The 25698-nt window shown below is 59.0% G+C and carries 22 protein-coding genes, 1 tRNA gene and 3 pseudogenes; 16 read left to right on the forward strand and 10 right to left on the reverse strand.

Annotation, left to right across the window (positions count from 1 at the left end; translation table 11 throughout):
• Positions 1-149 precede the first annotated feature (149 nt).
• The 5 genes from AC1Q6D_RS19115 (at position 150) to AC1Q6D_RS19135 (ending at position 4443) form a co-directional block, all read left to right on the forward strand.
• Positions 150-383, forward strand: a complete 234-nt coding sequence (locus AC1Q6D_RS19115; protein ID WP_103402739.1) for a hypothetical protein — start codon at positions 150-152, stop codon at positions 381-383.
• Between the two features lie 211 nt (positions 384-594).
• The gene (locus AC1Q6D_RS19120) at positions 595-936 is read left to right on the forward strand and encodes a ribonuclease E inhibitor RraB (RefSeq protein WP_060541568.1); all 342 of its coding nucleotides are present in this window, start codon (positions 595-597) and stop codon (positions 934-936) included.
• Positions 937-1264: 328 nt separating this feature from the next.
• Positions 1265-2674 carry a circularly permuted type 2 ATP-grasp protein gene (locus AC1Q6D_RS19125; protein WP_103402594.1) on the forward strand — a complete coding sequence of 470 codons (1410 nt, stop codon included), beginning with the start codon at positions 1265-1267 and terminating at the stop codon, positions 2672-2674.
• Positions 2675-2686: 12 nt separating this feature from the next.
• Positions 2687-3637: an alpha-E domain-containing protein gene (locus AC1Q6D_RS19130; RefSeq protein ID WP_047531601.1), complete on the forward strand. Its 951-nt coding sequence runs from the start codon at positions 2687-2689 to the stop codon at positions 3635-3637.
• On the forward strand, positions 3634-4443 hold the full coding sequence (locus tag AC1Q6D_RS19135) for a transglutaminase family protein (RefSeq protein ID WP_103402595.1): 810 nt from the start codon (positions 3634-3636) through the stop codon (positions 4441-4443). The genes AC1Q6D_RS19130 and AC1Q6D_RS19135 overlap by 4 nt, the downstream gene beginning before the upstream one ends.
• A gap of 58 nt (positions 4444-4501) precedes the next feature.
• Here the strand turns inward: AC1Q6D_RS19135 and AC1Q6D_RS19140 are convergent, their stop codons facing one another.
• Positions 4502-5323 (reverse strand): c-type cytochrome, encoded by an 822-nt coding sequence (locus AC1Q6D_RS19140; protein ID WP_047531597.1) that lies wholly within the window; start codon positions 5321-5323, stop codon positions 4502-4504.
• 595 nt (positions 5324-5918) lie between these two features.
• Between AC1Q6D_RS19140 and AC1Q6D_RS19145 the strand changes: the two genes are divergently transcribed.
• The 3 genes from AC1Q6D_RS19145 (at position 5919) to AC1Q6D_RS19155 (ending at position 10117) form a co-directional block, all read left to right on the forward strand.
• Positions 5919-7124 (forward strand): acetyl-CoA C-acetyltransferase, encoded by a 1206-nt coding sequence (locus AC1Q6D_RS19145; protein WP_103402596.1) that lies wholly within the window; start codon positions 5919-5921, stop codon positions 7122-7124.
• Positions 7125-7148: 24 nt separating this feature from the next.
• On the forward strand, positions 7149-9293 hold the full coding sequence (locus AC1Q6D_RS19150) for a 3-hydroxyacyl-CoA dehydrogenase NAD-binding domain-containing protein (RefSeq protein ID WP_103402597.1): 2145 nt from the start codon (positions 7149-7151) through the stop codon (positions 9291-9293).
• A gap of 95 nt (positions 9294-9388) precedes the next feature.
• Positions 9389-10117 (forward strand): amidotransferase, encoded by a 729-nt coding sequence (locus AC1Q6D_RS19155; protein WP_103402598.1) that lies wholly within the window; start codon positions 9389-9391, stop codon positions 10115-10117.
• Positions 10118-10171: 54 nt separating this feature from the next.
• On the opposite strand, the gene AC1Q6D_RS19160 is transcribed toward AC1Q6D_RS19155, so the two are convergent.
• The 3 genes from AC1Q6D_RS19160 to AC1Q6D_RS19170 all read right to left on the reverse strand — a co-directional run bounded on the left by AC1Q6D_RS19160 (position 10172) and on the right by AC1Q6D_RS19170 (position 12926).
• Positions 10172-11143 carry a magnesium and cobalt transport protein CorA gene (locus AC1Q6D_RS19160; RefSeq protein ID WP_103402599.1) on the reverse strand — a complete coding sequence of 324 codons (972 nt, stop codon included), beginning with the start codon at positions 11141-11143 and terminating at the stop codon, positions 10172-10174.
• A 160-nt stretch (positions 11144-11303) separates the two neighbouring features.
• Positions 11304-12026: a lysophospholipid acyltransferase family protein gene (locus AC1Q6D_RS19165; RefSeq protein ID WP_047531584.1), complete on the reverse strand. Its 723-nt coding sequence runs from the start codon at positions 12024-12026 to the stop codon at positions 11304-11306.
• A gap of 210 nt (positions 12027-12236) precedes the next feature.
• Complete coding sequence (locus AC1Q6D_RS19170) at positions 12237-12926, reverse strand: crotonase/enoyl-CoA hydratase family protein (protein ID WP_090463920.1); 690 nt, start codon at positions 12924-12926, stop codon at positions 12237-12239.
• 308 nt (positions 12927-13234) lie between these two features.
• Here AC1Q6D_RS19170 and AC1Q6D_RS19175 point away from each other — a divergent pair.
• Positions 13235-13324: transfer RNA gene (locus tag AC1Q6D_RS19175), tRNA-Ser, on the forward strand.
• Positions 13325-13539: 215 nt separating this feature from the next.
• On the opposite strand, the gene AC1Q6D_RS19180 is transcribed toward AC1Q6D_RS19175, so the two are convergent.
• Positions 13540-14757, reverse strand: coding sequence for an MFS transporter (locus tag AC1Q6D_RS19180; protein ID WP_371919872.1), 1218 nt, complete (start codon positions 14755-14757; stop codon positions 13540-13542).
• A gap of 264 nt (positions 14758-15021) precedes the next feature.
• Positions 15022-16521 (reverse strand): MocR-like pyridoxine biosynthesis transcription factor PdxR, encoded by a 1500-nt coding sequence (gene pdxR / locus AC1Q6D_RS19185; protein ID WP_103402601.1) that lies wholly within the window; start codon positions 16519-16521, stop codon positions 15022-15024.
• Between the two features lie 232 nt (positions 16522-16753).
• Here pdxR and AC1Q6D_RS19190 point away from each other — a divergent pair, with 232 nt between their 5' ends.
• The 6 genes and pseudogenes from AC1Q6D_RS19190 (at position 16754) to AC1Q6D_RS19215 (ending at position 20834) form a co-directional block, all read left to right on the forward strand.
• Complete coding sequence (locus AC1Q6D_RS19190) at positions 16754-18004, forward strand: benzoate/H(+) symporter BenE family transporter (RefSeq protein ID WP_103402602.1); 1251 nt, start codon at positions 16754-16756, stop codon at positions 18002-18004.
• A 15-nt stretch (positions 18005-18019) separates the two neighbouring features.
• A pseudogene (locus AC1Q6D_RS19195) lies at positions 18020-18238 on the forward strand (heavy metal-binding domain-containing protein); the annotation flags it as partial.
• Between the two features lie 141 nt (positions 18239-18379).
• Entirely contained in the window at positions 18380-18568 is a 189-nt protein-coding gene (locus tag AC1Q6D_RS19200; RefSeq protein ID WP_103402740.1) for a hypothetical protein, read from the forward strand.
• 310 nt (positions 18569-18878) lie between these two features.
• Entirely contained in the window at positions 18879-19247 is a 369-nt protein-coding gene (locus tag AC1Q6D_RS19205; RefSeq protein WP_047531564.1) for a hypothetical protein, read from the forward strand.
• A 110-nt stretch (positions 19248-19357) separates the two neighbouring features.
• A complete protein-coding gene (locus tag AC1Q6D_RS19210; RefSeq protein WP_371919869.1) occupies positions 19358-19819 on the forward strand; it encodes a glycine zipper domain-containing protein in 462 nt (153 codons plus the stop codon).
• 319 nt (positions 19820-20138) lie between these two features.
• Positions 20139-20834 carry an HAD-IA family hydrolase gene (locus tag AC1Q6D_RS19215; protein WP_103402604.1) on the forward strand — a complete coding sequence of 232 codons (696 nt, stop codon included), beginning with the start codon at positions 20139-20141 and terminating at the stop codon, positions 20832-20834.
• A gap of 50 nt (positions 20835-20884) precedes the next feature.
• On the opposite strand, the gene AC1Q6D_RS19220 is transcribed toward AC1Q6D_RS19215, so the two are convergent.
• The 3 genes and pseudogenes from AC1Q6D_RS19220 to AC1Q6D_RS19230 all read right to left on the reverse strand — a co-directional run.
• Positions 20885-21631 (reverse strand): 3-oxoacyl-ACP reductase family protein, encoded by a 747-nt coding sequence (locus AC1Q6D_RS19220; protein ID WP_103402605.1) that lies wholly within the window; start codon positions 21629-21631, stop codon positions 20885-20887.
• Positions 21632-22161: 530 nt separating this feature from the next.
• Entirely contained in the window at positions 22162-23439 is a 1278-nt protein-coding gene (locus AC1Q6D_RS19225) for an O-acetylhomoserine aminocarboxypropyltransferase/cysteine synthase family protein (protein WP_103402606.1), read from the reverse strand.
• A 526-nt stretch (positions 23440-23965) separates the two neighbouring features.
• A pseudogene (locus AC1Q6D_RS19230) lies at positions 23966-24079 on the reverse strand (hypothetical protein); the annotation flags it as partial.
• A gap of 206 nt (positions 24080-24285) precedes the next feature.
• Here AC1Q6D_RS19230 and AC1Q6D_RS19235 point away from each other — a divergent pair.
• Positions 24286-24684, forward strand: a pseudogene (locus tag AC1Q6D_RS19235) (methyl-accepting chemotaxis protein); the annotation flags it as partial.
• Positions 24685-24963: 279 nt separating this feature from the next.
• On the opposite strand, the gene AC1Q6D_RS19240 reads toward AC1Q6D_RS19235, so the two are convergent.
• Positions 24964-25692, reverse strand: a complete 729-nt coding sequence (locus AC1Q6D_RS19240; protein ID WP_103402607.1) for an aspartate/glutamate racemase family protein — start codon at positions 25690-25692, stop codon at positions 24964-24966.
• Positions 25693-25698: the final 6 nt, after the last annotated feature.

Here is a 25698-nt window from a genome sequence, read left to right on the forward strand (position 1 = left end):
CAAAAAGGGCTGTCCGCGGTGGTGTTCAATCACGCCGCTGACGGCCCTTTTTTCATGAGGTGCCGGAGGAAAATCAGCGGAACGATTAGCCAGCTAATCAGGTCGAGATAGAAGTAAGCCCATCCATGGGTTTTATCGAGGAGGCACTGATGCAAAAGTGGAAAATCACTTTCGTGGATGATCACGGTGAAACTGTCGACGAAGTCTTTGAGTGCGACGAGTGCCCGGATAACGAACACGCCGCCAAACTCATCAAGGCCCGGTTGCTTCCCGTCGCCGCCGAACTGGATCTGAACGATCTGGAAGGGCGAACCGCCGATGCGACTGTCAAAAGTCTCAAGGCCCAGAACAGCATTCAAATCCTCGGCATCACGCCAATCTGAACATCTCCTGTCACATTCTCAACCAGGCCTTGGCAGCGGCTCTATCTTGGGGCTAATCTGCAGGCGAGATCAGCGAATGGATCGCTAAGGTCTGGTCTTGTCAGCTACATGCTTGTTTCCCGTCGGCACATCGGATGCCGTCGTTCGCACCGTTCGGTGGCGGGCGCTGGGAGTACGGAAAGTCTATCCATCAGTTTGAGGAGGACGTTTCATGAGCACAGCCTATCAAGAAGATATCAGCAGCAGCGTTCTGCGCCGCATGAAAGAGGGCGGTTTCGACTTTTCACGGTTCCATCCCATCGAGTTCTACGCCATTTTCCCGGACGAGGAGCGGGCACGCAGGGCGGCAGGTCATTACCGTGGTGAATCCCTGAATGCGCAAATCAGTGTGCGCGATGACGGCGCATGGGCCCTTGAACTGAGCAAAGTCATGTACGCCACTTACGATGACATCGGCGACTTCGAGCAGGGTTTCGAAGCCGTGGTCGAGCCATTGGGCGGCATCATTGAAGGCTGGGGTGTCAAACAGGAGGTACGAGGGCGACTCGCATAAACTTATGAACAGTAGCAAGCATCAGTAACGGCTGACCTTTGGGTTGGCCGTTTTCGTTTTTGTCGCCGGCAAACCGAACATGACCTCGAAGAGCCCTCCATGACTGAATGACCCTCCTTCGCCGGCAAGCCGCCTCCCACAGACTATGCTGGTGACAGGCGACTGCAACGCCTTGCAATGAAGCGGGGGCGATCAGGTTGGGGCATTTACCGCACAGGATTGGTGCGGTGTCTGCGTAACGATTATCCAACCGATTGATATCAAAGCGTTTCTGCCGATGGCACGGGCCTTGCGAAGGCCTGTATGTCCGGGTGACAAGGAGTACGGCATGATCCGCACCTATTTTGATGAGATGTACGATGCCGGCGGCCAGGTCCGCCCGCATTATCGGGAGTTTGCCCGTTGGCTGTCCGAAACGCCTGACGAGCTTTTGGCACAACGGCGACGCGAGGCCGATCTGTTGTTTCATCGCGCCGGGATTACTTTCACGCTCTACGGTGATGAGCAGGGGACAGAGCGCCTGATTCCCTTCGACACCATTCCGCGCAGCATTCCCGCCAGTGAATGGCGCATTGTCGAGCGCGGCTGCATCCAGCGGGTCAAGGCGTTGAACATGTTCCTCGCCGACCTCTATCACGAGCAACGCATCATCAAGGCCGGCATCATTCCGGCCGAGCAGGTGCTGGCCAACGAGCAATACCAGTTGGCGATGCAGGGGCTGGATCTGCACCGCGATATCTATTCGCACATCTCCGGTGTCGATCTGGTGCGCGACGGCGACGGCACGTACTACGTGCTCGAAGACAATCTGCGTACGCCGAGCGGTGTCAGCTACATGCTCGAAGACCGCAAGATGATGATGCGACTGTTCCCCGAATTGTTCGCGGCGCAACGCATCGCCCCCATCGACCACTACCCGAACCTGTTGCTCGATACCCTGAAAAGCTCCAGCCCGATCGACAACCCGAGCGTCGTGGTGTTGACGCCGGGGCGCTTCAACAGTGCATTTTTCGAGCATGCGTTCCTGGCGCGGGAAATGGGTGTGGAGCTGGTGGAAGGCGCGGACCTGTTCGTGCGTGACGACAAGGTGTTCATGCGCACCACCGACGGGCCAAAAGCCGTCGATGTGATCTACCGGCGCCTCGACGACGCCTTCCTCGACCCGCTGGCGTTCAATCCGGACTCGATGCTCGGCGTGCCGGGGCTGCTGTCGTCTTACCGATCCGGCAATGTCGTGTTGGCCAATGCCATCGGCACCGGGGTGGCGGACGACAAGTCGGTGTACCCGTTCGTGACCGACATGATCCGTTTCTACCTGGATGAAGAACCGATCCTGAAGAACGTACCGACGTGGCAGTGCCGTAACCCCTCGGAACTTTCCCACGTCCTGGCCCATCTGCCGGAACTGGTGGTCAAGGAAACCCAGGGCTCCGGCGGTTACGGAATGCTGGTGGGGCCGGCGGCGACGGCGGCGGAAATCGAAGCCTTCCGTGCGCGGATCATTGCCAAGCCCCATGCCTATATCGCGCAACCGACGCTGTCGTTGTCGACCTGCCCGACCTTTGTCGAAAGCGGCATCGCGCCACGTCACATCGACCTGCGCCCGTTTGTCTTGTCTGGTCGCGAAACCCGGGTCGTGCCCGGCGGTTTGACCCGTGTCGCCCTGCGCGAAGGCTCCCTGGTGGTGAACTCCTCCCAGGGCGGCGGAACCAAGGACACCTGGGTGGTCGAGGATTGAAGGAAGCCTGTCATGTTAAGTAGAACTGCCTCGGATCTGTATTGGATGTCGCGTTACCTGGAGCGGGCGGAAAACCTCGCACGGATGCTCGACATCAGTTATTCGCTGTCGCTGATGCCACAGGATGGACGCGGTGACGGCCTGCACGAACTGGCCATGCCGCTGCTGATCACCGGCACCCTGGACGATTACCTCGAACGCCACGGCGAGTTGCATGCCGAACGCTTGCTGCATTTTTTCGCCTTGGATGCGGCCAACCCGGCGAGCATCTACAGCTGTCTCGGTGCCGCGCGGGCCAGTGCCCACGCGGTGCGTGGCCGAATCACCGCGGACATGTGGGAGAACATCAACGCGACCTGGCTGGAAATTCGCGGCATTGCAGAGCAGGGCCTCAGTCGCTACGGCATGAGCCGTTTTTGCGAGTGGATCAAGGAACGTTCCCACCTGTTCCGGGGCGCGTCCTACGGCACCATCATGCGTAACGATGCGTTCCGTTTCATTCGCCTGGGGACCTTCATCGAGCGCGCCGACAACACGTTGCGCCTGCTCGATGCCCGCTACGAAATGGCGGGTGATCAGGCTGAAGCGGTCAGCGATGGCACGGCCCACGCGTACTACCAGTGGAGTGCCTTGCTGCGGGCCTTGTCGTCCTTCGAGGCCTACACCGAAATTTATCGCGACGCACCCGGCGCCCGGCATGTGGCCGAGTTGCTGTTGCTGCGGGCGGATGTGCCGCGCTCCCTGCGGGCGTGCACCGAAGAAATCGACCAGATCCTTGCCCAGTTGCCGGGAGCCAACGGCCGTCCCGCGCAACGCCTGGCGGCGGAAATGGACGCGCGACTGCGCTACACCGGCATCAACGAAATCCTCGACGAAGGCCTGCACGCCTGGCTCACCGAGTTCATCCCGCTGGTGCGCCAGTTGGGTAACGCGATTCACAGTTCTTATCTGGAGGCGGCATGAGACTTTCGATTAGCCACGAGACCACCTATCACTACGAAGATCAGGTGCGCGCGAGCATCCAGTACCTGCGACTGACCCCCCATGACAGCGAGCGCCAGCACGTGCTCAGTTGGCAGCTCGACCTGCCGCGGCCGGTGCGCGCGCAACTCGATCCGTTCGGCAACATCCTGCACGTGCTGACCATGGACGAACCGCACGAAGCGATCATCATCGGCGCCCGTGGTCAGGTCGACATCGACGAATTGCGCGAAGCCGAGCACGAGAGCCAATCGGCGCTGCCATTCCTGCGCTTCACCCGCCTGACCGAAGCCGACGCAGCCCTGCGCGCGTTTGCCGAAAAGGAATGCAAGCAACGCCGCGATCGCACGGCGCTGATCGACTTGATGCATGGCCTGAACCAGCACATGACCTACACGCCGGGCGCCACCGAAGTGGACACCAGCGCGGCCCAGGCCTTCGCAGGTCGTTCCGGTGTGTGCCAGGACCACACCCACGCGTTCCTCGCCTGTGCCCGCAGCCTGGGGATTCCGGCGCGGTATGTCTCGGGTTATCTGTACAGCGAAAACAGCGAACACCTGGCCAGCCATGCCTGGGCCGAAGCCTGGCTGGATGACGCCTGGTACAGTTTCGACGTGACCAATGAACTGGCCCGGCCCGAACGTCATTTGAAACTGGCCGTGGGCCTCGATTATCTGGATGCCTGCCCGGTGCGCGGGATGCGCCGCGGCGGCGGGTGTGAACAGATGCATGCCAAGGTGCTTGTTTCACCGACGCCCGCGCCGGTGATCTCCGTCCAGCAGCAGTAATCGGGGCGGCCGGACCCCTGTGTGAGCGAGCAAGCTTGCTCACACAGGCATGATCATGTCAGGGCTTCACCTTGCGCCCCGCCATATGCTTCAAATACCCCACCAGCATCCCCAGATCCTCATCCGGCAACACCTCGGTCGAGAATCCGGGCATCTTCGCCTGCGGCCACTGACGCAAACTCTGCGGATCACGGATATAGCGCTTGAGGAAGTCCGCGCCGAAGTACTCGGTCGGGTTGTAGGGAATATTCAGATCCGGCCCGAATTGCGCATCCCCGGCACCATTGAGGCGGTGACAGGCCAGGCAGTTTTTCTGGAACAGCGCAAAGCCCTTGTTGACCGGATCGTCCGCCTTTAACGCAGGATCGGGCAGCAGGGCAGGGAAGCGTTCGGCCACCGGTGCCATGCGCTTGATGCTCGCGACTTCGAACGGCCACTGCTCCGGGCTGATATTGCCCGCTTGCGGGTTGGTCCAGACCAGATAGAACGGCCCGGCGCCGGGCTTGCCTTCGGACAGTGGCGGCCAGGGTTTGGCCGGATCCTCGATCGCCAGCCAGGCACGCGCGCCTTGGGTATTGAGCAGCGGCGCAGCGGCCATCTCGGCAGCAAAACCGTCCAGGGCCACGGCTTGCAAGTGGTCGTCCGGTTTGATGCCGGTCAACAGCACTGACAGAGGCACGGCGCGATAGCTCATGTCACGCTTGTAGGAAACGTCATTGGTAACGGTGATGGTCTGGGCTTGAGGATGATTGAGCAACTCCTCGGTCTGCCAGGTGCGGTTGTTCGCGCCCAGCTGCAGGTTCAGCTGTGCGGCATACAGAGGCGTGCTGAGCAGCAAGGCCCCGAATAAAGTGAGCGCTTTCAAAGGATCGCCGTCCATGTCGTGGAAGTGCTGCAAAGGTTGGCACAGCCACGCTGGCCCGGGTAGCGAGCCAGTCACATTTTTAATGTGGCGATCTAAAACACGGGTACCGTATTTTTATGAACGACTAGCCGATCACCTTGGTCAGGTTCGGCAAAATCAACAAAAGTGTGGTCGCGAAGAGAATGAGCCCGGCTTGACGAACTTTCGATTGTTTGAACATGGCTTGACCGCCTTTTTTGTTATTTCCTGATGCCTGCCTGCATATCTCCATGACGGCAGAGCAATTCACGTCCTGTAGTACGAGCGCCTCGGCAAAACCCGACGACAACTTCGTATAACCTCACCTTAGAGCCCGCGTCACGCTTGATTTAGATCCATTTCGTATGGAGCGCTCACCAAATACGATTAAAAAAGCATGAGGCCTATTGCCAGCTTCTTGGGCGGCCTTTTGCTAGACACCTGCGTGTCCGCAAGCCGCGGATTCTGTAGCGGACTACCGTCCGTCTGAGCGCGTCCGTCAACGCCGGTGAGCGCTGCGGTCATTGAATCCCCGGTGGCTCGGAATAAGGTGGAAGCCTCTTCAAAGATCACCACCCGGTTCGAGGACGTCATGACCCAAGCATTGATTTTCGACGCGATACGTACGCCCCGTGGCAAAGGCAAGGCCGATGGCGCCTTGCACAGTGTCAAACCGGTGAACCTGGTGGCCGGGTTGTTCACGGCGCTGCAACAGCGGACCGCGCTCGATACCAGTCAGGTCGATGACGTGGTGCTTGGCTGCGTGACACCCGTCGGTGATCAAGGCGCCGATATCGCCAAGACCGCTGCTCAAGTGGCTGATTGGGACGTCAGCGTGGCGGGGGTGCAGATCAATCGTTTTTGCGCGTCGGGGCTGGAGGCGGTGAACCTCGGGGCCATGAAAATACGTTCCGGTTTTGAAGACCTGGTGGTGGTCGGTGGCGTCGAGTCCATGTCACGCGTGCCCATGGGCAGTGACGGTGGAGCCTGGGCGCTGGACCCGCAGACCAATCTGCACAGCCACTTCACCCCGCAAGGCGTGGGCGCCGATCTGATCGCGACACTGGAAGGCTTCAGCCGTCAGGACGTCGATGCCTATGCACTGCATTCCCAGCAAAAAGCCGCACGGGCGCGGGCCGATGGTTCGTTCAACAAATCGCTGGTGCCGGTGCAGGACCAGAACGGCATCATCCTGCTCGATCACGATGAGTTCATTCGCGCCGACTCGACGCTGGAGGGCCTGGGCAAGCTCAAGCCAAGTTTCGAGATGATGGGGCAGATGGGTTTCGATGCCACCGCGTTGCGGGTCTACAGCCATGTGGAGCGGATCAATCACGTACATACCCCCGGCAACAGTTCCGGGATCGTCGATGGCGCGGCGTTGATGCTGATCGGCTCGGAGGCCAAGGGCCGGGCGCTGGGCTTGCAGCCACGGGCGCGAATCGTCGCCACGGCGGTCACCAGCACCGACCCGACCATCATGCTCACCGGCCCGGCGCCGGCCACCCGCAAGGCACTGGCCAAGGCGGGGCTGCGGGTGGAGGACATCGATCTGTTCGAGGTCAACGAAGCGTTTGCCTCAGTGGTGTTGAAGTTCATCAAGGACATGGCCGTCGACCCGGACAAGGTCAACGTCAACGGCGGTTCCATCGCCATGGGCCATCCGTTGGGCGCCACCGGTTGCGCGATTCTCGGCACCTTGCTCGATGAGCTGGAAAGCCGGCGCCTGCGCTATGGCCTCGCGACGCTGTGTGTCGGCGGCGGCATGGGCATTGCCACCATCATCGAACGCCTCTGAACCCCGAATTCAAGGACAAGTGACATGACCCAAGCCATACGTTACGAAAAAGGCCAGGACCAGATCGTCGTCCTGACCATCGACATACCGGGCCAGAGCGCCAACACCATGAACGCGATGTACCGTGAAGCCATGGCTGACTGCGTCGCCCGGCTGGTGGCCGACAAGGACGCCATCGCCGGAGTGATCATTACCTCGGCCAAGAAAACCTTCTTTGCCGGCGGCGACCTCAATGAACTGATCAAGGTCGGCAAACCTGAGGCCAAAGCTTTTTATGAGAGGGTGCTGACCCTCAAGGGCCAACTGCGCACCCTGGAAACCTTCGGCAAACCGGTGGTTGCCGCGATCAACGGCGCTGCCTTGGGCGGCGGCTGGGAAATCTGCCTGGCCTGCCATCATCGCGTGGCGCTGGATCATCCGTCGGTACAACTCGGCCTGCCGGAAGTGACCCTGGGCCTGCTGCCGGGCGGGGGCGGTGTGGTACGAATGGTGCGCATGCTCGGCCTGGAAAAAGCCCTGCCGTATCTGCTCGAAGGCAAGAAAATACGGCCGCAGCAGGCATTGCAGGCCGGTTTGATCGACGAATTGGCAACGGATCACGAAGAGATGATGGCCAAGGCGCGGGCCTGGATTGTCGCCAACCCGACGGCGGTACAACGCTGGGATGTGAAGGGTTATCAGATTCCCGGTGGCACGCCGTCGAATCCGAAAGTCGCGCAGATGCTGGCCATCGCGCCCTCGATCCTGCGCAGTAAAACCCAGGGCTGCCTGCCGGCGCCGGAGAAAATTCTCTGTGCCGCCGTGGAAGGCGCCCAAGTGGATTTCGATACTGCTCACCTGATCGAAACCCGTTACTTCACCGAGCTGACCACCGGCCAGGTCTCGAAGAACCTGATCGGCACCTTCTGGTTCCAGCTCAATGAAATCAACGCCGGTGGCTCGCGGCCCCAGGGCTTCGCCCCCTACGTCACGCAGAAAGTCGGCGTGCTCGGTGCCGGGATGATGGGCGCGGGCATTGCCTTTGTCAGCGCCTCTGCCGGCATCAACGTGGTGCTCAAGGACATCAGCCTCGCGGCAGCAGAGAAGGGCAAGGCGCATTCGGCGGCGCTGCTGGACAAGAAAGTCGCACGCGGGCAAATGAGCGCCGAGCAGCGCGAAAGCATTCTGGCGCGCATTCAGACCACTGAAGACGATGCCGATCTGGCCGGTTGCGACCTGATCATTGAAGCGGTGTTTGAAGATCGCGAACTGAAGGCCAAAGTCTCCCTGGCGGCGCAAAAGGTCGTCGGCCCGGACGCGGTGATCGCTTCCAACACGTCGACCCTGCCGATCAGCGGCCTGGCCACGGCGGTGCCGGACCAGAGCAAGTTCATCGGCCTGCATTTCTTCAGTCCCGTGGACAAAATGGCCCTGGTGGAAATCATCAAGGGGGCCAATACCAGCGATGAAACCCTGGCTCGCGGGTTTGACTTCGTCCTGCAAATCAAGAAAACGCCGATTGTGGTCAACGACAGTCGTGGCTTCTTCACGTCGCGGGTGTTCGGCACGTTCACCAATGAAGGCATTGCCATGCTCGGTGAAGGGGTCAGCGCGCCGCTGATCGAGACCGAAGCGCGCAAGGCCGGTATGCCCATCGGACCCCTGGCAATTTCTGACGAGGTTTCCCTCAGCCTCATGAGCCATATCCGCCAGCAAACCGCCAAAGACTTGCAAGCCGAAGGAAAACCGCTGGTCGAGCACCCGGCCTTCGCTGTGATTGACCTGCTGCTCAACGAGTACAAGCGCCCGGGCAAGGCGGCCGGGGGTGGCTTCTACGAGTATCCCGTCGGTGGCCAGAAGTACCTGTGGCCAGAGCTGAAAACCCGTTTTGAAAAGGCCGACGGGCAGATTTCACCGAAGGATGTGCGCGATCGGCTGCTGTTCGTGCAGGCCATCGAAACCGTGCGCTGTATGGAGGAGGGGGTGCTGACGTCGACGGCGGATGCCAACGTCGGCTCGATCTTCGGCATCGGTTTCGCGGCATGGACCGGCGGTGCGCTGCAGTTCATCAACCAATACGGAGTCAAGGACTTCGTCGCCCGCGCCCAGTACCTGGCCGGACAATATGGTGAACGCTTCGCTCCACCGGCACTGCTGCTGGAGAAAGCCGCCAAGGGGGAGGCATTTTAAGGGGGGATTGACGCGTTCCGGGGCTTGCCTTGCCACTGTGTTTCAAGGCAGGCTCTGGGGTGTGCATTATTCCCATCACGTGTCAGGTATTTTTTATGTCGTTACGCATCTGCATTCTGGAAACCGACATCCTGCGTCCGGAATTGGTTGACCAATATCAGGGCTACGGGCAGATGTTCAAGCACCTGTTTTCGCAGCAACCCATCGCCGCCGAGTTCACCGTTTATAACGTGATGCAGGGCGAGTACCCCAGTGATGACCTGACATTCGACGCCTACCTGGTGACCGGCAGCAAGGCCGACTCCTTCGGCACCGACCCGTGGATCCAGACCCTCAAGACTTACCTGCTGACCCGCTACAAACGTGGCGACAAGCTGTTGGGCGTGTGTTTCGGTCATCAGTTGCTGGCCCTGTTGCTGGGCGGCAAGAGCGAGCGCGCAACCCAGGGCTGGGGCGTCGGCACCCATCAATACAAGCTCGCGGCCAAGGCGCCGTGGATGAGCCCGCTCAAAGAAGAGCTGACGTTGTTGATCAGTCACCAGGATCAGGTCACGGCATTGCCGGAAAACGCCACGGTGATCGCCTCCAGCGATTTCTGCCCGTTTGCCGCGTACCACATCAACGATCAAGTGCTGTGCTTCCAGGGCCACCCGGAGTTCATCCACGACTATTCGCGGGCGCTGCTGGAAATTCGTCAACAAGCGCTGGGCGAAGAGATTTTCTCGAAAGGTATCCAGAGCCTGGAGCATGAACACCATGGCACCACGGTGGCCGAGTGGATGATGCGATTTGTGGCGCACAAGCCAGAAAACCAGGCTGTATAAGTCGGTGGCATCACACCTGTGGCAAGGGAGCACGCTCCCTTGCCACACTGTTTGTCAGAGCCAACCCGACCTCTTGAAACTCGCCCACAAACCCACGCACCCCACCGAAATAAACCCCAGCACCGCGAAATACCCGTAGTGCCAGCTCAACTCCGGCATGTTCTGGAAGTTCATCCCGTAAATCCCCGCCACCGCCGTCGGAAACGCCAGAATCGCCGCCCATGCAGCGAACTTGCGCTGTACCACGCTCTGGCGCGATGCCTCCAGCAGCACCCCGACCTCAATGGTCTGGCTGGCAATATCGGCCAGGGTCGTCAGGTCTTCCATCTGTCGGGTGACATGAATCTGCACATCGCGGAAGTACGGGCGCATGTTCTTGTCGATGAACGGAAAATTCAGCTTTTGCAGTTCCTCGCCTATCTCCACCATCGGCGCCGCGTAACGGCGCAGCCGCACGACGTCCCGGCGCAGACTGTGCAGGTTCTGGATGTCGCGCTCATTCAGTGAGCTGCACATGACGTTGCGTTCCAGTTCATCGATTTGCGCATGAATGGCTTCGCCCATCGGCTGGTAGTTTTCAATCACGAAGTCGAGGATGGCATAGAGCACGAAATCTTCGCCGTGCTCCAGCAACAGTGGACGCGCCTCACACCGTTGCCGGACATGGGCGTAGGACGCCGAGTGCCCGTTGCGCGCAGTGATGATGTAGCCCCTGCCGGCAAAGATATGGGTCTCGATGAACTTGAGTTTGCCGTCCTCCATGATGGGGGAATAAATGACGATGAACAGGGCATCGCCGAAGGTTTCCAGTTTCGGCCGGCTGTGTTTCTCCAGGGCATCTTCAATCGCCAGTTCATGCAGGTTGAACTGGCGTTGCAGATTGTACAGTTCCTCTTCGTTCGGCTCTTCAAGGCCGATCCAGACGAAGTGACCCGGCTTGGCAGCCCAGGCCGCACCCTCGTCGAGGGTGATATTGGTGACTTTCTTACCGGCGCTGTAAACCGCAGCAGCAACAACTCTACCCATGATGTTGGTTCACTTCTAATTGGCAGCAATCTATTGGCAAATGGCCATGGCAGACAGTGTTCAGCTTAACCCTGACTACTGCTTGAGAGTCAGTGAAATCTATTGAGTTCGCAGGCAAAAATTCGCAGGCAAAAGAAAACCCGCACGCGGCGGGTTTCTTTCAAGCGGCTTGCAGTTGCCGGTCCATCGAGTCGATGCATTCGCGCATCTGCTCACGGCACTGGGCAATCAGCATCGGCAGGTCATCCAGGCTCAAGCCTGCCGTAGGAATCGCCGGTAGCGAGCGAATCAGAATTTTCCCACTGCGCCAGCGGTTCAATCGCATGTGCTTGACGTAACTGCTGACACACACCGGCACGATCGGCACCCCGGCAGCGATCGCCATTTGGAAGGCGCCTTTCTTGAACGGCAACAGCTCCTCGCCCAGATTGCGTGTGCCTTCCGGGAAGACCCAAATCGAGGTGTCTTCGTTTTGCAGGGTGTGGGTGGTGGTCAGCATCGACTGGCGTGCCTTATGCGCATTGCCGCGATCGATCAACACATTGCCGGCCAGCCAGAACAATTGGCCAAACAAAGGCACCCATTTCAGGCTCTTTTTGCCGATGCACACGGTACGGCGGGGCACCACGTTGCCAAACACAAACAGATCATAGTTGGACTGGTGGTTGGCGATGATCACGCAACTGTCGGGTTTGTCCATCAAGGGTCCGACATCGGCTTTTACCCGCAGGCGCAAAATACGCATCGCCGGCCACGCATAAAGGCGCGCGCACAAACGGCTGTTGTCAGGGTTGAACGGGCGACTCAGGCCCAGCAGGACGCCCAGCACGCCTGCCAGAATAAAGTGCAGGCCCATCAATGACATACGTAAAGCAAACAGCATTTGCAGGCCCATCGGGACAAAAGGTGGCGCAGTGTACGGATGTGCACTGTTTTCGGCAATTGCCGTTATATAGGTAGGAGATAGCGGATGTTTAAGTGCATGTTTCCGACTGAAGGGTCAGACCCGTGCTAGAGCAGTTGTGGGCTTTCAACAGACTGCATAGGAAAAGCCCGACACGACGGTCGGGCTTTTCGTTATTGCCGGCCCGGATTAGCCCAGATGTTCCTGATCCAGGATGATCGCGTTATCCAGGGCTTCCAAAAACTCTTTGCGCACTTTCAGTTTGGTGTTCTTGTGCGCGGTCATATTGATCTTCTTCAACTGACGAGCCGCAGCCAGCGCCGCGCCTTGCAGTTCCTCGGCCGATACCACGACGTCAAGGAAGCCGGCATCCACGGCGCTCTTCGGGTTGAACATCTCACCGTTGATGACCGAACGCGGGAATGCCGATTTGCTCAAGCGATCACGCGCGATCTCGATACCCGCGTGATGCATGGTCATGCCGATCTGCACTTCGTTGAGGCCGATGCTGAACGGGCCATCTGTACCAATGCGGTAGTCCGCCGACAACAGCAGGAAGGCACCCTTGGCCACCGCGTGGCCGGGGCACGCCACGATCACCGGGAAGGGGTGGGACAACAGACGACGGGCCAGTGTCGAGCCGGCAGTCACCAGCGCGACGGCTTCCTTGGGGCCGGACGTCATCACTTTCAGATCGTAGCCGCCCGAGAGAATCCCGGGCGTACCGGTAATGATCACCACCGCACGATCAGACACTGCCTGATCCAGCGCAGCGTTAAACGCAGCAATCACGTCCGGAGAGATGGCATTCACCTTGCCATTGCTCAAGGTCAGGGTCGCGATACCGTCTTCGAGATGGTAGGAAATCAACTCACTCATGACGCTATTCCTTTTATTAAAGTTGGGCAGACGTTACCCACCGTCACAGGCCAGGTAAAGCGCCGTGACTGACCCGCCAGTCACGCTTCGCGCGCCCGGCAAGCGTGCTCCGCTACGCCAGCCAAGCGTTGCCCTCTATATAGAAGGGCGGTCGGAGCCGGAGAATGGCCGGTTTGCCATTGCCTTCATCGGTTCAAAACCCTTGATCGAGTTAAGCGCATGAAAATTCTCAAAAAAATGTTTGCCAACAGAAAAGCTTTCGACTACATTAGCGCGCCTCGACAGACAGAACATGTTTGAAGAGATACGGTGAAGTGTCCGAGTGGCTTAAGGAGCACGCCTGGAAAGTGTGTATACAGGAAACTGTATCGAGAGTTCGAATCTCTCCTTCACCGCCACATTCAGTAAACGCAAACCCCTGATTTTCCTAGAGAAAGTCGGGGGTTTGTGGTTTTTGGCGTCTGAAAAAAGGCTCATATGGGAACACGGGTTGTTGTCAAAGCCGCTGACAGGGGGTGAGCCGCTCCTGGTGTTCAGGAAAGCGAAGTGCAACTTGTACTTGTGAATCGTCTTGTCGTCCCGTTCGACGATGCCGCAGAGGCCTTATCCCAAGTCATTTAAAGGCCTCAGGCAGGGGCGTCGATGTTCTGGTTCTTGCCAGGTACCACTCCTGCATCAGGGTCAGCACGACGGTCAGGCTCATGAATGTCACGCTGGCCCAGAAGATGGCCGTTGGGTGCCCTTGGTCCAGCATCCAGCCGAAGCCGATGGGCCCGATTGCGCCACCGATGTTGAAACCGGTGGAGACGATGCCGAAGGTTTTGCCTTCTGCACCCTTGGGCGATGCCGCCCGCACGAGCATATCGCGCGAGGGTGCGATCAACCCCGTCAGAAACCCCACGGCGCCAAGAGCGATGATCAATGCCAGTTCGCTCAATCGGGTCGTGGCGACGATGGCCGTCAACACGGCGGCCAGTGCAAAGGCAGTCGCGGCAACCACCCCATGACGTTGGGTACGATCGGCCAGCGCACCGCCGGCGAGCACGCCAAAGGCGCTGGCAAACAGGAACGCCGTCAGCGCCGAGTTGGCCCAGGGCAACGTTGCACCCTGTCCTTGCATGAGGGCGGCGACAGAAAACTTTTCAATCGCACTGGTGCTCAAGTTCAACAATACGAACAGCAAGGTCAGGCTCAGGATCATTGGCGAGAGCAGTGACAGCCTTCGGGTGCTGGCGATTTTGAGTGCAGGTTCGTGTGCGTGGTGAGTCCGAGTCACCCGTGCCAGCCCCGAGCCGGGTATCAACAACAGCCCCAGCGCGACAAAACCCACCAGCGCAGCGCCAACGAATGCGAGCCCCGGGCTGCTCGCAGTGGCGATCCCCAACAGAAAAACCGGTGCAATGGCAGCGCCCAGAAACCCGGCAAAGGTATGGACAGAGAATGCTTTGCCGATGTGGGCGGGATTGATTTCTTGAGAGAGCAACGCGTAGTTGGCCGGGTGGTAGACGGCGTTGGCAACCCCGGCCAATGCCATGGCAATCAGCAAACAGCCGTAGCTGGGGAACAGTGCGATCAGCAGGAAGCTGATGCTGCCCAGGGCAACCCCGGCGATCAGCAAACGCCTGGCCCCGTAATGATCAACGACAAAGCCCATAGGGGCCTGCACCAGTGCCGTGACGATATTGAAGATGCTCAGGGCCAGGCCCAGCTCGACATAACCCACGCCAAAAAAAACCGGCAGCAGGGGGAACAGGGCCGCCAACACCATGATGTGCAAATGACTGACAAAGTGCGCCGTTGCGACCTGAGGAAGCAATCCGACATGAACGATCGACATGGCTAAACCTGTTCTATGAGCATTAACGCTCTGGCAAGAAGTGGTCTGCCAAACCGGTTGGTTCTGCGCCTGCTGGCGGTCGAAACACTACGTGACCGGGTTGGCTCGGCGCTGATATTAAGCACGTCATGGTCTTGCGTAATAGTCCATTGTCGGCGAGGTAACCAGACCACTTCAAACATCGCCAGAGCGCGTGGCGCCGCTACTGCGCCGGTTGCCGCGATGTCGATGCGCGGTATTCCAATGCCAGACGTTGTCCTAGCGGGTTTTCAGTGCATGGGCCAGGCGCTGCATGGCCGCTTCGATTTCGTAAGCGGTCAAGGACGAGTAACCCAATAGCCAGCCTTGTTTCTTCCTCTCGCCGGCGTACAAACGGCTCAGGCCGGAAAGCTGTATGCCCGCGCTGGCCGCTTGGCGGATGGTTTTTTCCTCAGACCAGCCATCGCGCAGCAGGCAGGGGATTTGCAGTCCGCCGGGAGGGCGCAAGGCGGTAATGATGCCATCCAAATGCTTGCCGATCGCGTCGAGCATGCTGGTGCGGCGCCCGGCATACAGCTTGCGCATGGCCCGGATATGGGCGTTGTAATGGCCGTCTTCCATAAAGCGCGCCAGGGTCAGTTGCAGGATTTGCGGTGTGTGACCGTCCATCATGCTGCGCGCATAGGTGAAGGCTTTGATCAACTCATGGGGCAGTACCATGTAGCCCATTCGCAACCCAGGGTAGAGGGTCTTGCTGAAGGTGCCGATGTAGAGCGTACGCTGGTACTTGTCCAGGCCTTGTACGCAGGCGGTCGGCTGCCCGTCGTAGTGAAACTCGCTGTCGTAGTCATCTTCGATGACCCATTTGCCCTGCTGCGCCGCCCAGTTGATCAACTCAAGACGACGCTCCAGCGGCAGGGTCGCGCCGGTGGGGTATTGATGAGACGGCGTGACATAGACGCAATTGGCGCCGCTTCGGTCGGCGTTCAGCAGGTCGGTGCGTATGCCCAGTTCATCGACATCAATGGGCAGAACCCTGGTCTCGGCGGTTTCAAAGGCCTTCCTGGCGCCGTAGTAACCCGGGTTTTCCAGCAGGATCGGTTTGCCGGCATCCACCAACAACTGCGCACACAGAAAAAGGGCCTGGCGAGTGCTGCTCAGCACCATGATCTGGTCGGGGGTGCATTTGGCTCCGCGCTCAAGGTTCAAGTAGGTGGCAATCGCCTTGCGCAGCGGCTCGGCGCCTTGCGGGTCGCCATGCAACAGCACATTGGCGCGATACTCCTTCATGACCCGGCGTTGCAGGCGCTCCCAGACATCGGTGGGGAAGGTGCGGGTTTCCGGCAGGCCGGTCGCAAATGCCTTGATCACCTGCTGATCGTTCACACCGCCACTGTCGAGGATCATCCGCCCGCGCTGGCTCAAGCCCGCCCCCGGTGCCGCCTGGCTGCTTTTGACTTCCTGGGCCTTGATGCGGCGACGTGTCACGCCTCGCAATTCAGTGCCCACCGTTTCGCTGACATAACTGCCGGCCCCCTCGCGCCGCACGATAAAACCGTCCCGGTGCAGTTGCACGTAGGCGTTCTCCACGGTGTCGCGGGCAATTCCGAGTGACTTGGCCAACACCCGCGTCGCGGGCAGCTTCAAACCAGGGTCAAGGGCGCCGTCGAGGATCAGCTCACGCAGCGCGCGCTGAATCCGCTGGTGCAGATCCAGTAACTGAAACTCAGCGTCGTTGAGGCGTATTTTCAGCGTTTCCAGTTCGAACGTTTTCGCCATGCGGTCTGCCTTACTTCAATAAATTGGCCTGCAAAGGCAGGCCAGTCTATCCGTAGAATTCACCCCTCGCCACGGCCTTTGTGCGAGGCAAGCACGCACGTTGCGAGCGATTTTGAACAGCGGTGACTCAGCCATGGCCAGGTCACACGACTACGACGCAGGGCCGACGGCGTTGCCGTACATCATCCTCACTCGAGGCCGAACACTTCGTTTCGCAAGGAGCAAAGCCATCATGTCTTCTTCACCATCCTCGTCCACCCTGCGTCTACGCGACCTTGTGCATCCGATTGTCGCCGGCCTGATTTCAGTCATCGTCAATTATGGCGGCACGTTCATCCTGGTCTTTCAGGCCGCCAAGGTCGCCGGGCTCAGCCCCGAACTGACGGCGTCGTGGGTGTGGTCGGTGTCGATTGGCGTGGGTATTACCGGGCTGTTTCTCAGTTGGGCAAGCCGTGAGCCGATCATTACCGCCTGGTCGACACCCGCCGCGGCCTTTCTGGTCGTCGCACTGTCCACCACACCCTACGCCGAGGCTGTGGGTGCATACATCATTTCGGCCGCCGCCTTCGTTCTGCTGGGTTTGTCCGGCTGTTTCGAAAAAATCATCCGCCTGATTCCGCCGGGCGTGGCTGCGGGGCTGCTGGCCGGTATCCTGCTGCAGTTCGGTATCGGCGCGTTTGGTGGCATGAGTATTGATCCCGCGTTGGTCGCGTTACTGATTGCCGCTTACGTTGTGCTCAAGCGCTTTACCGCACGCTACGCAGTGGTGGGCATTCTGCTGCTGGGGCTGGTGTTTCTCCTGACGCAGGGGCGTGTGGATCTTTCCGGGCTGGAACTGCAATTCGCGGCACCGGTATTCACCCGGCCTGAGTTTTCGATCAATGCGTTGCTCAGCGTGGCGCTGCCGCTGTTTCTGATCACACTCACCGGCCAGTACATGCCGGGCATGCTGGTGCTGCGCAACGATGGCTTCAGCACCAGCGCCAATCCTATCCTGACGGTCACAGGGTTGGGCTCATTGCTGATGGCGCCCTTCGGTTCTCACGCGTTCAACGTTGCGGCCATCACTGCGGCCATTTGCACCGGCAAGGAAGCCTCGGAGGATCCGTCCAGGCGCTGGATCGCCGGGGTTGCCGCGGGTGTGTTCTACATTCTCGTCGGGATTTTCGGGGTGACCCTCGCCGCCGTGTTCATGGCACTCCCGGCCACCTTCATTACGACGCTGGCCGGGCTGGCCCTGCTTGGCACTATCGGCGCCAGCCTGGCCAGCGCCATGGCGGAGGTCAAATCCCGCGAAGCGTCGCTGATCACTTTTCTGGCATCCGCGGCGAACATCACCTTGCTGGGGATCGGTGGGGCGTTCTGGGGGTTGCTGATCGGTCTGGCGGCCTACGCCTTACTCAATGGCCGTTTGCCGCGTCGCGAGGCGCGGGTCATTCCGGTGGCCGACACCGTAGTAACCACCAAAGGCGCCAATCACTGATGTTCGCTTAACTGGATCTTCTCCGGAATGCGCGACTTCTTCGGTGGTCGCTCCCAGACATTGGAGCGTGCGCTGCAGGAAGCACGAATCCAGGCCACTGACGAAATCAAGGAGCGCGCCCTTGCGCTTCAAGCGGATGCGGTGGTGGGGCTCAATGATGAGATCGCCATGCCGGCCGGGAAGGGAGCAATGGTCGTGGTGTTGGTCACCGGTACGGCGGTGAAGCTCAGGTGATGCGTGGGCCATTCGTCGGGCACTCGGCAAGCTGAATAACAAGTCCAGTAATGACCAGCTAGTCTCAAAGGCTTCGTGATCGGTATTTTTCAGGCAAAGGGCTTGCCGGTATTGATCGCGCATTTGATAGGGGGTGAAGAGATGGCTGATCCGTACATTGAAGACGACGGGGCAGAGTTTCCGATCAACAATTGCGTGCAGTGTGGACAGACGGTCTATGTTGCGAGTTTCGGTGAAGATCAGACCGAGGTCGACAAGATCAAATCCAGGGCGCGCCGACTGTTGAAAGCCAAATTTTTACCCAGGGTAGCGGCACCGGTCAGGAAGTAATGAACCGCCAGCAGACCCCGTCATCGAGCGGGGTTTTTTATGTCTGGCGGATTGTTTAACTGTTTGTTTCTGCGAATTATCTTTCACAAAGTTTTCACATCGCCTTACGTAGGCTCAACTCATCCGTTAGAAAGCAACACCCTGCCCGTTCCCCAGCGGGCTTTTTTTTGCCTGGCATAAAACCTTTTCGATAAATGCTGTCCAACCGTCGCCAATAACGAGGTTGAGCGCACGCCTGTCTGGACTTTTTCGTCGCTAAAGCATTCAATCTCGCCCCTTTCGATTTACACCCTTTTTTGAGGTTTTTGTCATGCGTTTCACTCTGCCTGCTTTGGTTCTGGGTCTTCTGGTTGCTCAAGGTGCAATGGCTGGCGACGGCACGGCTGCCGTTGGTGGTGGTTTGGGCGGTGCGTTGGGTAACGTCGTGGGCCAGAGCATGGGTGGCAGCACCGGCGCAGCGATCGGTGCTGGCGTAGCGGGCGCGGCGGGCAGTGCCGTTGCGGCCAAGAAAGGCCATCGCACCAGCGCCGCCATTGGCGGTGGTGTTGGCGCGGCCGGTGGTTCGGTGATCGGCAACAGCCTGGGCGGCAAGACCGGTTCGACTATCGGTGCAGGCCTGGGTGGTGCATTGGGCGGCGGCGTTGGCAGCAATCTGGCCAAGGGTCACAAGCGTCACTGATCCTGATCGGCTGACTGAAAAAGCCCGGCTCGATGCCGGGCTTTTTCGTTTATGAACGATTTTCTCTACGTTGCCTCCAAGTGTTAAGCCCATTGAATGCGAGTTTCACCATGACAGCTATGACTGAAGGCAAGGAAGTGAAGATGTCCGGCCGTTTGAGGTTGCCAGCGCTGGTTTTAGGCCTGTTGCTCACACCACTGGCGATGGCGGCCGGTGACGGTACGGCGGCGGTCGGCGGCGGGTTGGGTGGTGCGCTGGGGAACGTGGTCGGTGGGCAAATGGGTGGCAGCACGGGTGCCGCGATCGGTGCCGGTGTAGGTGGTGCGGCAGGCAGCGCGGTCGGCGCGCCCAAGGGCAGTCGCACAGAAGCCGCGATTGGCGGTGGGCTGGGCTCCGCGGGTGGTTCGGTGATCGGTAACAGCCTCGGCGGCTCCACCGGATCGACCATCGGCGCAGGCCTGGGCGGGGCAGCGGGTGGTGCGGTTGGCAACAATCTGGGGAGCGACAACGGCAGATCCCATTCCGGTGGGGGTCATAAACACAAGAATAAACACAGAAACAAACATCACTGATGGGACATCGCACTCCCTCCGGAACCCGGCCAGGCGCCGGGTTTTTCGTTCCTGTCAGCAGGGTGCAGGAATGTTTGACTGAAGGTCGTCTCGAACGTCATACATCCCCAAGAGCTTGCGGCGAGCCGAGTTGAGTGGCGGTCGATCCTCCCGCCGACGATCTCCACGGCACGGGTACGAACGCGAACGACAGCCGCCCTTCGAGTTTTGCCCGTTGCCCTGAGCCAGCTGCGCTCGCTATGCTGCTGAAACCTTTAATCAGTCACCGAGGCGGTCGTAACCGGCCGCCTGGGATGTCGTTGAAAACGGATCAGATGCGATGAGTGCAGCGCTGGATGAGTTCGGCCCGATCAAGGCTGTGATATTCGATATGGACGGCTTGTTGCTGGACACCGAGGGCATCTACACCGAGGTCACGTCGATCATTGCCGGGCGCTATGGGCGGACGTTTGACTGGCGCATCAAGCAAAACATCATCGGTCGTGGCGCGGGTGATCTGGCGCGCTATGTGGTCGAGGCGCTGGATCTGCCCATCAGTGCCGAAGAGTTTCTGGTGATCCGCGAACCCCTCATGAGCGAGCGTTTTCCTACTGCTCAAGCCATGCCTGGCGCACAGGAACTGGTGCGGCATCTGAAGGCCAACAACATCCCCATTGCGGTGGGCACCAGCTCTTCGAGCCAGTCGTTCGGCCAGAAAACCACCTTGCACCGCGACTGGTTCGCGCTGTTCGACATTATCGTCACGGCCGATGACCCGGAAGTCGGCGCAGCCAAACCGGCGCCGGATATCTTTCTCACCGCAGCCCGACGCCTGGGTGTCGCCCCGCAAGACTGCCTGGTGTTCGAAGATTCACCCTTCGGTGTCACGGCGGCGAAAGCGGCAGGGATGACGGCGATTGCCATTCCCGATGCGGCAATGGCTGACGAAAAATACGCACACGCCGATGGCATTCTTCGTACGTTGAAAGCGTTCAAGCCAAGTGCTTGTGGGTTGCCGGCGCTCGAATGGGCCTGACAACGGACAATGTGGGAGCAAGCTCCCACATTTGATAAAGGTCTAACGCATCAGGCGCCGAAGCCACCATCGATGGTCAGGCTCGCACCGGTGATGTAGCCCGCCTCGGGGCCGGCGAGGTAGGCGACGAAACTGGCAATCTCTTCGGCTTTGCCATATCGGCCGACGGCCATCAATGGAATCAGGCTGTCGGCGAAGTCACCGTCGGCCGGGTTCATGTCCGTGTCGACCGGCCCCGGTTGCACGTTGTTGATGGTGATGCCTTTCGGGCCAAGATCGCGGGCCAGGCCCTTGGTCAGGCCGACCAGTGCCGACTTGCTCATGGCGTATGGGCCCCCACCGGCAAAGGGCATGCGATCGGCATTGGTACTGCCGATGTTGATGATCCGACCGCCAGCGGTCATGTGTCGGGCGGCGGCCTGGGTGGCGATGAACACGCTACGCACGTTGATGGCCAGGGTCTGGTCGAAGTCTTCGAGTTTGAAATCTTCCAGTGGCGCAACGGCCAGCACGCCAGCGTTGTTGACCAGGATATCCAGCTGTCCGAAGGCGTCTACCGTGGTGGTCACGGCGCCACGAATGGCATCGGCGTCGGCGCTGTCAGCCTTGATGGCCAGGGCTTTGCCGCCGTCAGCGATGATGCTGTTCTGCAACGCTTCGGCCTTGGCCGTGGAGCTGACATAGGTAAAGGCGACGGTTGCGCCTTCAGCGGCCAGTCGTTTGACGATGGCTGCGCCAATGCCCCGGGAACCGCCTTGAATCAAAGCCACTTTGCCGCTGAGGTTCTGAGTAGTCATATCGATCTCCAAAGTCCCGAGGCGAGATTGCCTTGGTTGATGGAGCCTAGTATCGATTCGGGATTACAGGCTGTCTTCGGTGCTCAATAAAAAATAACATCAAGGAATGCACCGGTCTTCAGAAGATGTAACGGTACTGCATTAATTATTGAAATTAATAAGACGAAACCCTATCAAGATGAAATCTAAGACGTCTGTGGTGTCGCCTGAAATGATTGAAAAAACTACGGGTTAGTAATGTTTGGTTTGTTAGGGGTTGTATTGATCAGTTCAAGGAGAGGCGACTTTTTATAGTCGATTGCAGGTCCGCGGTCAGTGGAGGAATATCAATCACCCTTCCTCGGCGATGCCAGAAACGCAGATGAAAAACGCCAGGTAATGAAGTCTTGTTACCCTCCAACTCCACGCCCCCAGTGGTGTGGAGTTTTCTGACTTGCATCAAGGCACCCAGTTCTCCAGGGTGAGTCCATCATCCTTTTTGTATGGGCAAATCCAAGCCGACATCCCTGCAGCATGCAGGCTACTTGCCCTTAGAGATGAGTTGAATCCAGCGCTTGCTGCAAATCGTCTATCAGGTCTTCAATCGCCTCAATGCCTACCGAAAGACGAATCATTTCTGGCTTCACCCCGGCCTTCGCTTGTTCCTGTTCGTTCATCTGCCGATGGGTAGTAGAGGCCGGGTGGCAGGCCAGAGACTTCGCGTCACCGATGTTCACCAGGCGTTTGAAAATGTGCAGAGCGTCGTAGAAACGGACACCGGCTTCATAGCCGCCCTTCAAGCCAAACGACAGGATCGCCGATGGTTTTCCCTGCATGTATTTCTGCGCCAGTGCGTGGTGTGGATGGTCCGGCAGGCCGGCGTAACTGACCCATTCAACCTCAGCGTGACCTTGCAGGAATTGCGCAACCTTCATGGCGTTTTCGGTGTGTCGTTCCATGCGCAGTGCCAGGGTTTCCAGGCCTTGCAGTAGCAGGAACGCGTTCATCGGTGCCAGCGCCGCTCCAGTGTTGCGCAGTGGCACCGTGCGGGCGCGCGCGATGAAGGCGGCGGGGCCGAATTTCTCGGTGTACACCACGCCGTGATACGCCGGTTCGGGTTGGTTGAGACCGGGAAATTTCTCCGGGTATTGGCTCCAGGGGAAGGTGCCGCTGTCGACGATCACACCCCCCAGGGAATTGCCGTGGCCGCCGACATATTTGGTCACCGAGTGCACGACAATGTCGGCACCGAACTGGATCGGCTTGCACAGGATCGGCGTAGCCACGGTGTTGTCAACCATCAGTGGCACACCACGGGCGTGAGCAACATCGGCGAGTGCTTCCAGGTCGATGATATTGCCCGCCGGGTTGCCGATGCTTTCGCAGTACACCAACTTGGTGTTGTCATCGATCAGTTCTGCGATGGCCTCGGCGGAGTCGTTTCGGGCAAAACGAACATCCACGCCGAAGCTCGGCAGAAGGTGAGCGAACAGGGTATACGTACCACCATAGAGTTGCGGGGTGGTGACGATATTGTCACCGGCGCGGGTCAGGGTCTGGATCGCATAGTGAATTGCGGCACTGCCAGCCGAGACGGCCAGGGCCGCGATACCACCTTCGAGGGCGGCAATGCGTTGCTCCAGCACATCGTTGGTGGGGTTCATGATCCGCGTGTAGATATTGCCGGGCACGTCCAGGTTGAACAGGTCGGCGCCGTGCTGGGCGTTATCGAATTCGAAGGCGACGTTCTGATAGATCGGCACGGCGACGGCCTTGGTGGTCGGGTCCGACTTGAAGCCGTGGTGCAGCGCGATGGTTGCGTCTTTCATGATTGTTATCGATCTCCTTTATGTGTCCCGGATTTTGTGTCAACAGCCCTTCGATTAAACCGATACCCGGCTCCGAGTGGGTATTGTCCATTTTTTGCTGATGTTTCCCAGCATTTCCATGCTGATTGCCCTGTGTTTTCCTGTTCGAAAAGTGAGCAGAACCCGTTGAGCACCTGGCTCAGTTTTTCAGTCGAAAAAACCGCCTTTACCGGGGCAGTTTTCGGTCAGCGGCCACACTTACAGTTCCAAGCCATTTGCAGGCTCACTCTAACGAAACCTGGGATTGTTGCTCCACCACGTTCGTACATCCGGTATACAGGGCAGCACAAGGCCTGGGTGCAGGCTTTGTGCCAGGTGCCAACTTACTGTTTTTAAAAGAAATTAAATCCACATGCTTAAGCCGAAGTGTCTGTCGAGTGACAGTGTTGATGAAGTTCTGTTGCTGGACCGACAGTCGGTTTACTGTGGTGCGCAATAGACGAAGGCCAGCGCGAGTGCTGGCCTTCTTAAAGGGGATATCAGATTTTCAGGCGGTCTGCTTGCTGTCACCTCCAATCTGCCAGGCATAGCTTGGTCCGGTGCCGTTGATCTCCCGGTCGCCGATGATCCGCTCTTTGTGAATCAATGGGGTATGCGAGGCCTTGCCGACCTGGGTGCCGCTGGCGACCCTGTTGGTGAGCACGTATTGCATCGTGCACTTATTTGATTCACGAATGTTTCATTCGGATAGCCAGCAACGACCTTCTACTCCTCTGACCTGCTACCCCGCGCGGACATCCTTCAACGTGGAGGATTTCGCGTAATCCAGCATTGATTTATGAGCTCTTGAGCGTCAGCGATGGATAGCAAGCTAGAACCTTGGCCACACGAACATCCTGCGCCGCTCACGACATTCGGCAGATGGTCGAAGGCCCGCAAAATGAAACGCAAATAGCCGTGGGGTTTATGGAGAACGGAGTCAAGGATGTTGACAACAGCTTGCGCCTGGCCGAAGAGGCATCTTCGGAAAATGTGCAACTGCATCAGGCAGTGGAAAGCATGTTCAGCATTATTCAGCAGCTTAATGAGCGCAGCCTTGATTATGGAAAAACAATCAAACAGGTCGATCAGTCTTCCGCAGAGATGCGCCAGACGGTGGTCGTGCTGCAGACCAGTGCAGAAACGGTAAGGCTTGACGCCAACAAGTTGCAAAAACTAGTGGGGCTGTTCGAGGTGAGCAATAACTCCCGGCAAAGTACTGCTTGAAGCTTTGCCGCGTACTTCCCATTGCCGCAAACAGACCCCAAGGCCTTTTATTTTTCGATGCCATTGAGCATTTATCCTCCCTGACCCAGGCGCATGGTTACCTTCATTGAGCAGGTAACCCTGTGTAAACCAAAAGTTAATAGTGGTCGCTATGGAAACCTTCAGCAGTGTTTCCGGCTCCCACAGTTTTTGTGTCGTTCCACAATGATGCACACGACACCTGACTATGGGAGCGAGGGGGACCTCAGGCGGTGTTCCGATGATTAACGATAACGCGGTCTACCTGCCAAACCGCCCCGGCCAGCCAATGATTTTTTTCGGCCGTGGCGTTGCATAAGTCCGTACCTTCGACGTCGACAACCCCAGGCGCACCAGGGATTCGGCAATGGTCACCGCCGCCGTCACCCCGTCCACCACCGGCACTCCGGTGCGTTGGCGAATCTGTTCATCCAGCCCGGCCATGCCGCCGCAGCCCAGGCAAATCACTTCGGCCTTGTCCTGGGTCACCGCCAGTTCGGCCTGATGCACGATAGCCTCCAGTGCGCGTTGCGGTTCGTGCTCCAGTTCCAGTACCGCCAGACCACTGGCCCGCACCGACGCGCAGCGATCCCAGAGCCCGGACAGTTTGAGGCGATCCTCGATCAGCGGCACCGTGCGGTCGAGGGTGGTGACCACCGAATAGGCATGGCCGAGGAACATCGCGGTGCTCGCCGCCGCATCGGTGATGTCCACCACCGGCACGTTAAGCAGTTCCTGCAGGCCTTCGCGGCCGTGCTCGCCGTAGCCGGCCTGAATCACGGCGTCGAACGGTTGGTCGTAGGACATCACCCGATCCATCACGGCAATGGCCGCCAGATAACTTTCGAAGTTGCCTTCGATGGAGTCGGCACCGAAGTGAGGGGTCAGGCCGACGATTTCCGTGCCGGGGGCTGCAACGGCCTGGGCCGAGCGGGCGATGGCCTGGGTGATGGATTCGGTGGTGTTGACGTTGACCACGAGAATTCGCATGGGGAG

This window comes from Pseudomonas sp. MT92, from assembly GCF_058792515.1.

What these genes read in the sequence shown, in the direction of transcription:
- AC1Q6D_RS19115 (WP_103402739.1), top strand. Translation starts at nt 150, where the DNA reads ATGCAAAAGTGGAAAATCACTTTCGTGGATGATCACGGTGAAACTGTC.
- AC1Q6D_RS19120 (WP_060541568.1), top strand. Translation starts at nt 595, where the DNA reads ATGAGCACAGCCTATCAAGAAGATATCAGCAGCAGCGTTCTGCGCCGC.
- AC1Q6D_RS19125 (WP_103402594.1), top strand. Translation starts at nt 1,265, where the DNA reads ATGATCCGCACCTATTTTGATGAGATGTACGATGCCGGCGGCCAGGTC.
- AC1Q6D_RS19130 (WP_047531601.1), top strand. Translation starts at nt 2,687, where the DNA reads ATGTTAAGTAGAACTGCCTCGGATCTGTATTGGATGTCGCGTTACCTG.
- AC1Q6D_RS19135 (WP_103402595.1), top strand. Translation starts at nt 3,634, where the DNA reads ATGAGACTTTCGATTAGCCACGAGACCACCTATCACTACGAAGATCAG.
- AC1Q6D_RS19140 (WP_047531597.1), bottom strand. Translation starts at nt 5,323, where the DNA reads ATGGACGGCGATCCTTTGAAAGCGCTCACTTTATTCGGGGCCTTGCTG.
- AC1Q6D_RS19145 (WP_103402596.1), top strand. Translation starts at nt 5,919, where the DNA reads ATGACCCAAGCATTGATTTTCGACGCGATACGTACGCCCCGTGGCAAA.
- AC1Q6D_RS19150 (WP_103402597.1), top strand. Translation starts at nt 7,149, where the DNA reads ATGACCCAAGCCATACGTTACGAAAAAGGCCAGGACCAGATCGTCGTC.
- AC1Q6D_RS19155 (WP_103402598.1), top strand. Translation starts at nt 9,389, where the DNA reads ATGTCGTTACGCATCTGCATTCTGGAAACCGACATCCTGCGTCCGGAA.
- AC1Q6D_RS19160 (WP_103402599.1), bottom strand. Translation starts at nt 11,143, where the DNA reads ATGGGTAGAGTTGTTGCTGCTGCGGTTTACAGCGCCGGTAAGAAAGTC.
- AC1Q6D_RS19165 (WP_047531584.1), bottom strand. Translation starts at nt 12,026, where the DNA reads ATGCTGTTTGCTTTACGTATGTCATTGATGGGCCTGCACTTTATTCTG.
- AC1Q6D_RS19170 (WP_090463920.1), bottom strand. Translation starts at nt 12,926, where the DNA reads ATGAGTGAGTTGATTTCCTACCATCTCGAAGACGGTATCGCGACCCTG.
- pdxR (WP_103402601.1), bottom strand. Translation starts at nt 16,521, where the DNA reads ATGGCGAAAACGTTCGAACTGGAAACGCTGAAAATACGCCTCAACGAC.
- AC1Q6D_RS19190 (WP_103402602.1), top strand. Translation starts at nt 16,754, where the DNA reads ATGTCTTCTTCACCATCCTCGTCCACCCTGCGTCTACGCGACCTTGTG.
- AC1Q6D_RS19200 (WP_103402740.1), top strand. Translation starts at nt 18,380, where the DNA reads ATGGCTGATCCGTACATTGAAGACGACGGGGCAGAGTTTCCGATCAAC.
- AC1Q6D_RS19205 (WP_047531564.1), top strand. Translation starts at nt 18,879, where the DNA reads ATGCGTTTCACTCTGCCTGCTTTGGTTCTGGGTCTTCTGGTTGCTCAA.
- AC1Q6D_RS19210 (WP_371919869.1), top strand. Translation starts at nt 19,358, where the DNA reads ATGACAGCTATGACTGAAGGCAAGGAAGTGAAGATGTCCGGCCGTTTG.
- AC1Q6D_RS19215 (WP_103402604.1), top strand. Translation starts at nt 20,139, where the DNA reads ATGAGTGCAGCGCTGGATGAGTTCGGCCCGATCAAGGCTGTGATATTC.
- AC1Q6D_RS19220 (WP_103402605.1), bottom strand. Translation starts at nt 21,631, where the DNA reads ATGACTACTCAGAACCTCAGCGGCAAAGTGGCTTTGATTCAAGGCGGT.
- AC1Q6D_RS19225 (WP_103402606.1), bottom strand. Translation starts at nt 23,439, where the DNA reads ATGAAAGACGCAACCATCGCGCTGCACCACGGCTTCAAGTCGGACCCG.
- AC1Q6D_RS19240 (WP_103402607.1), bottom strand. Translation starts at nt 25,692, where the DNA reads ATGCGAATTCTCGTGGTCAACGTCAACACCACCGAATCCATCACCCAG.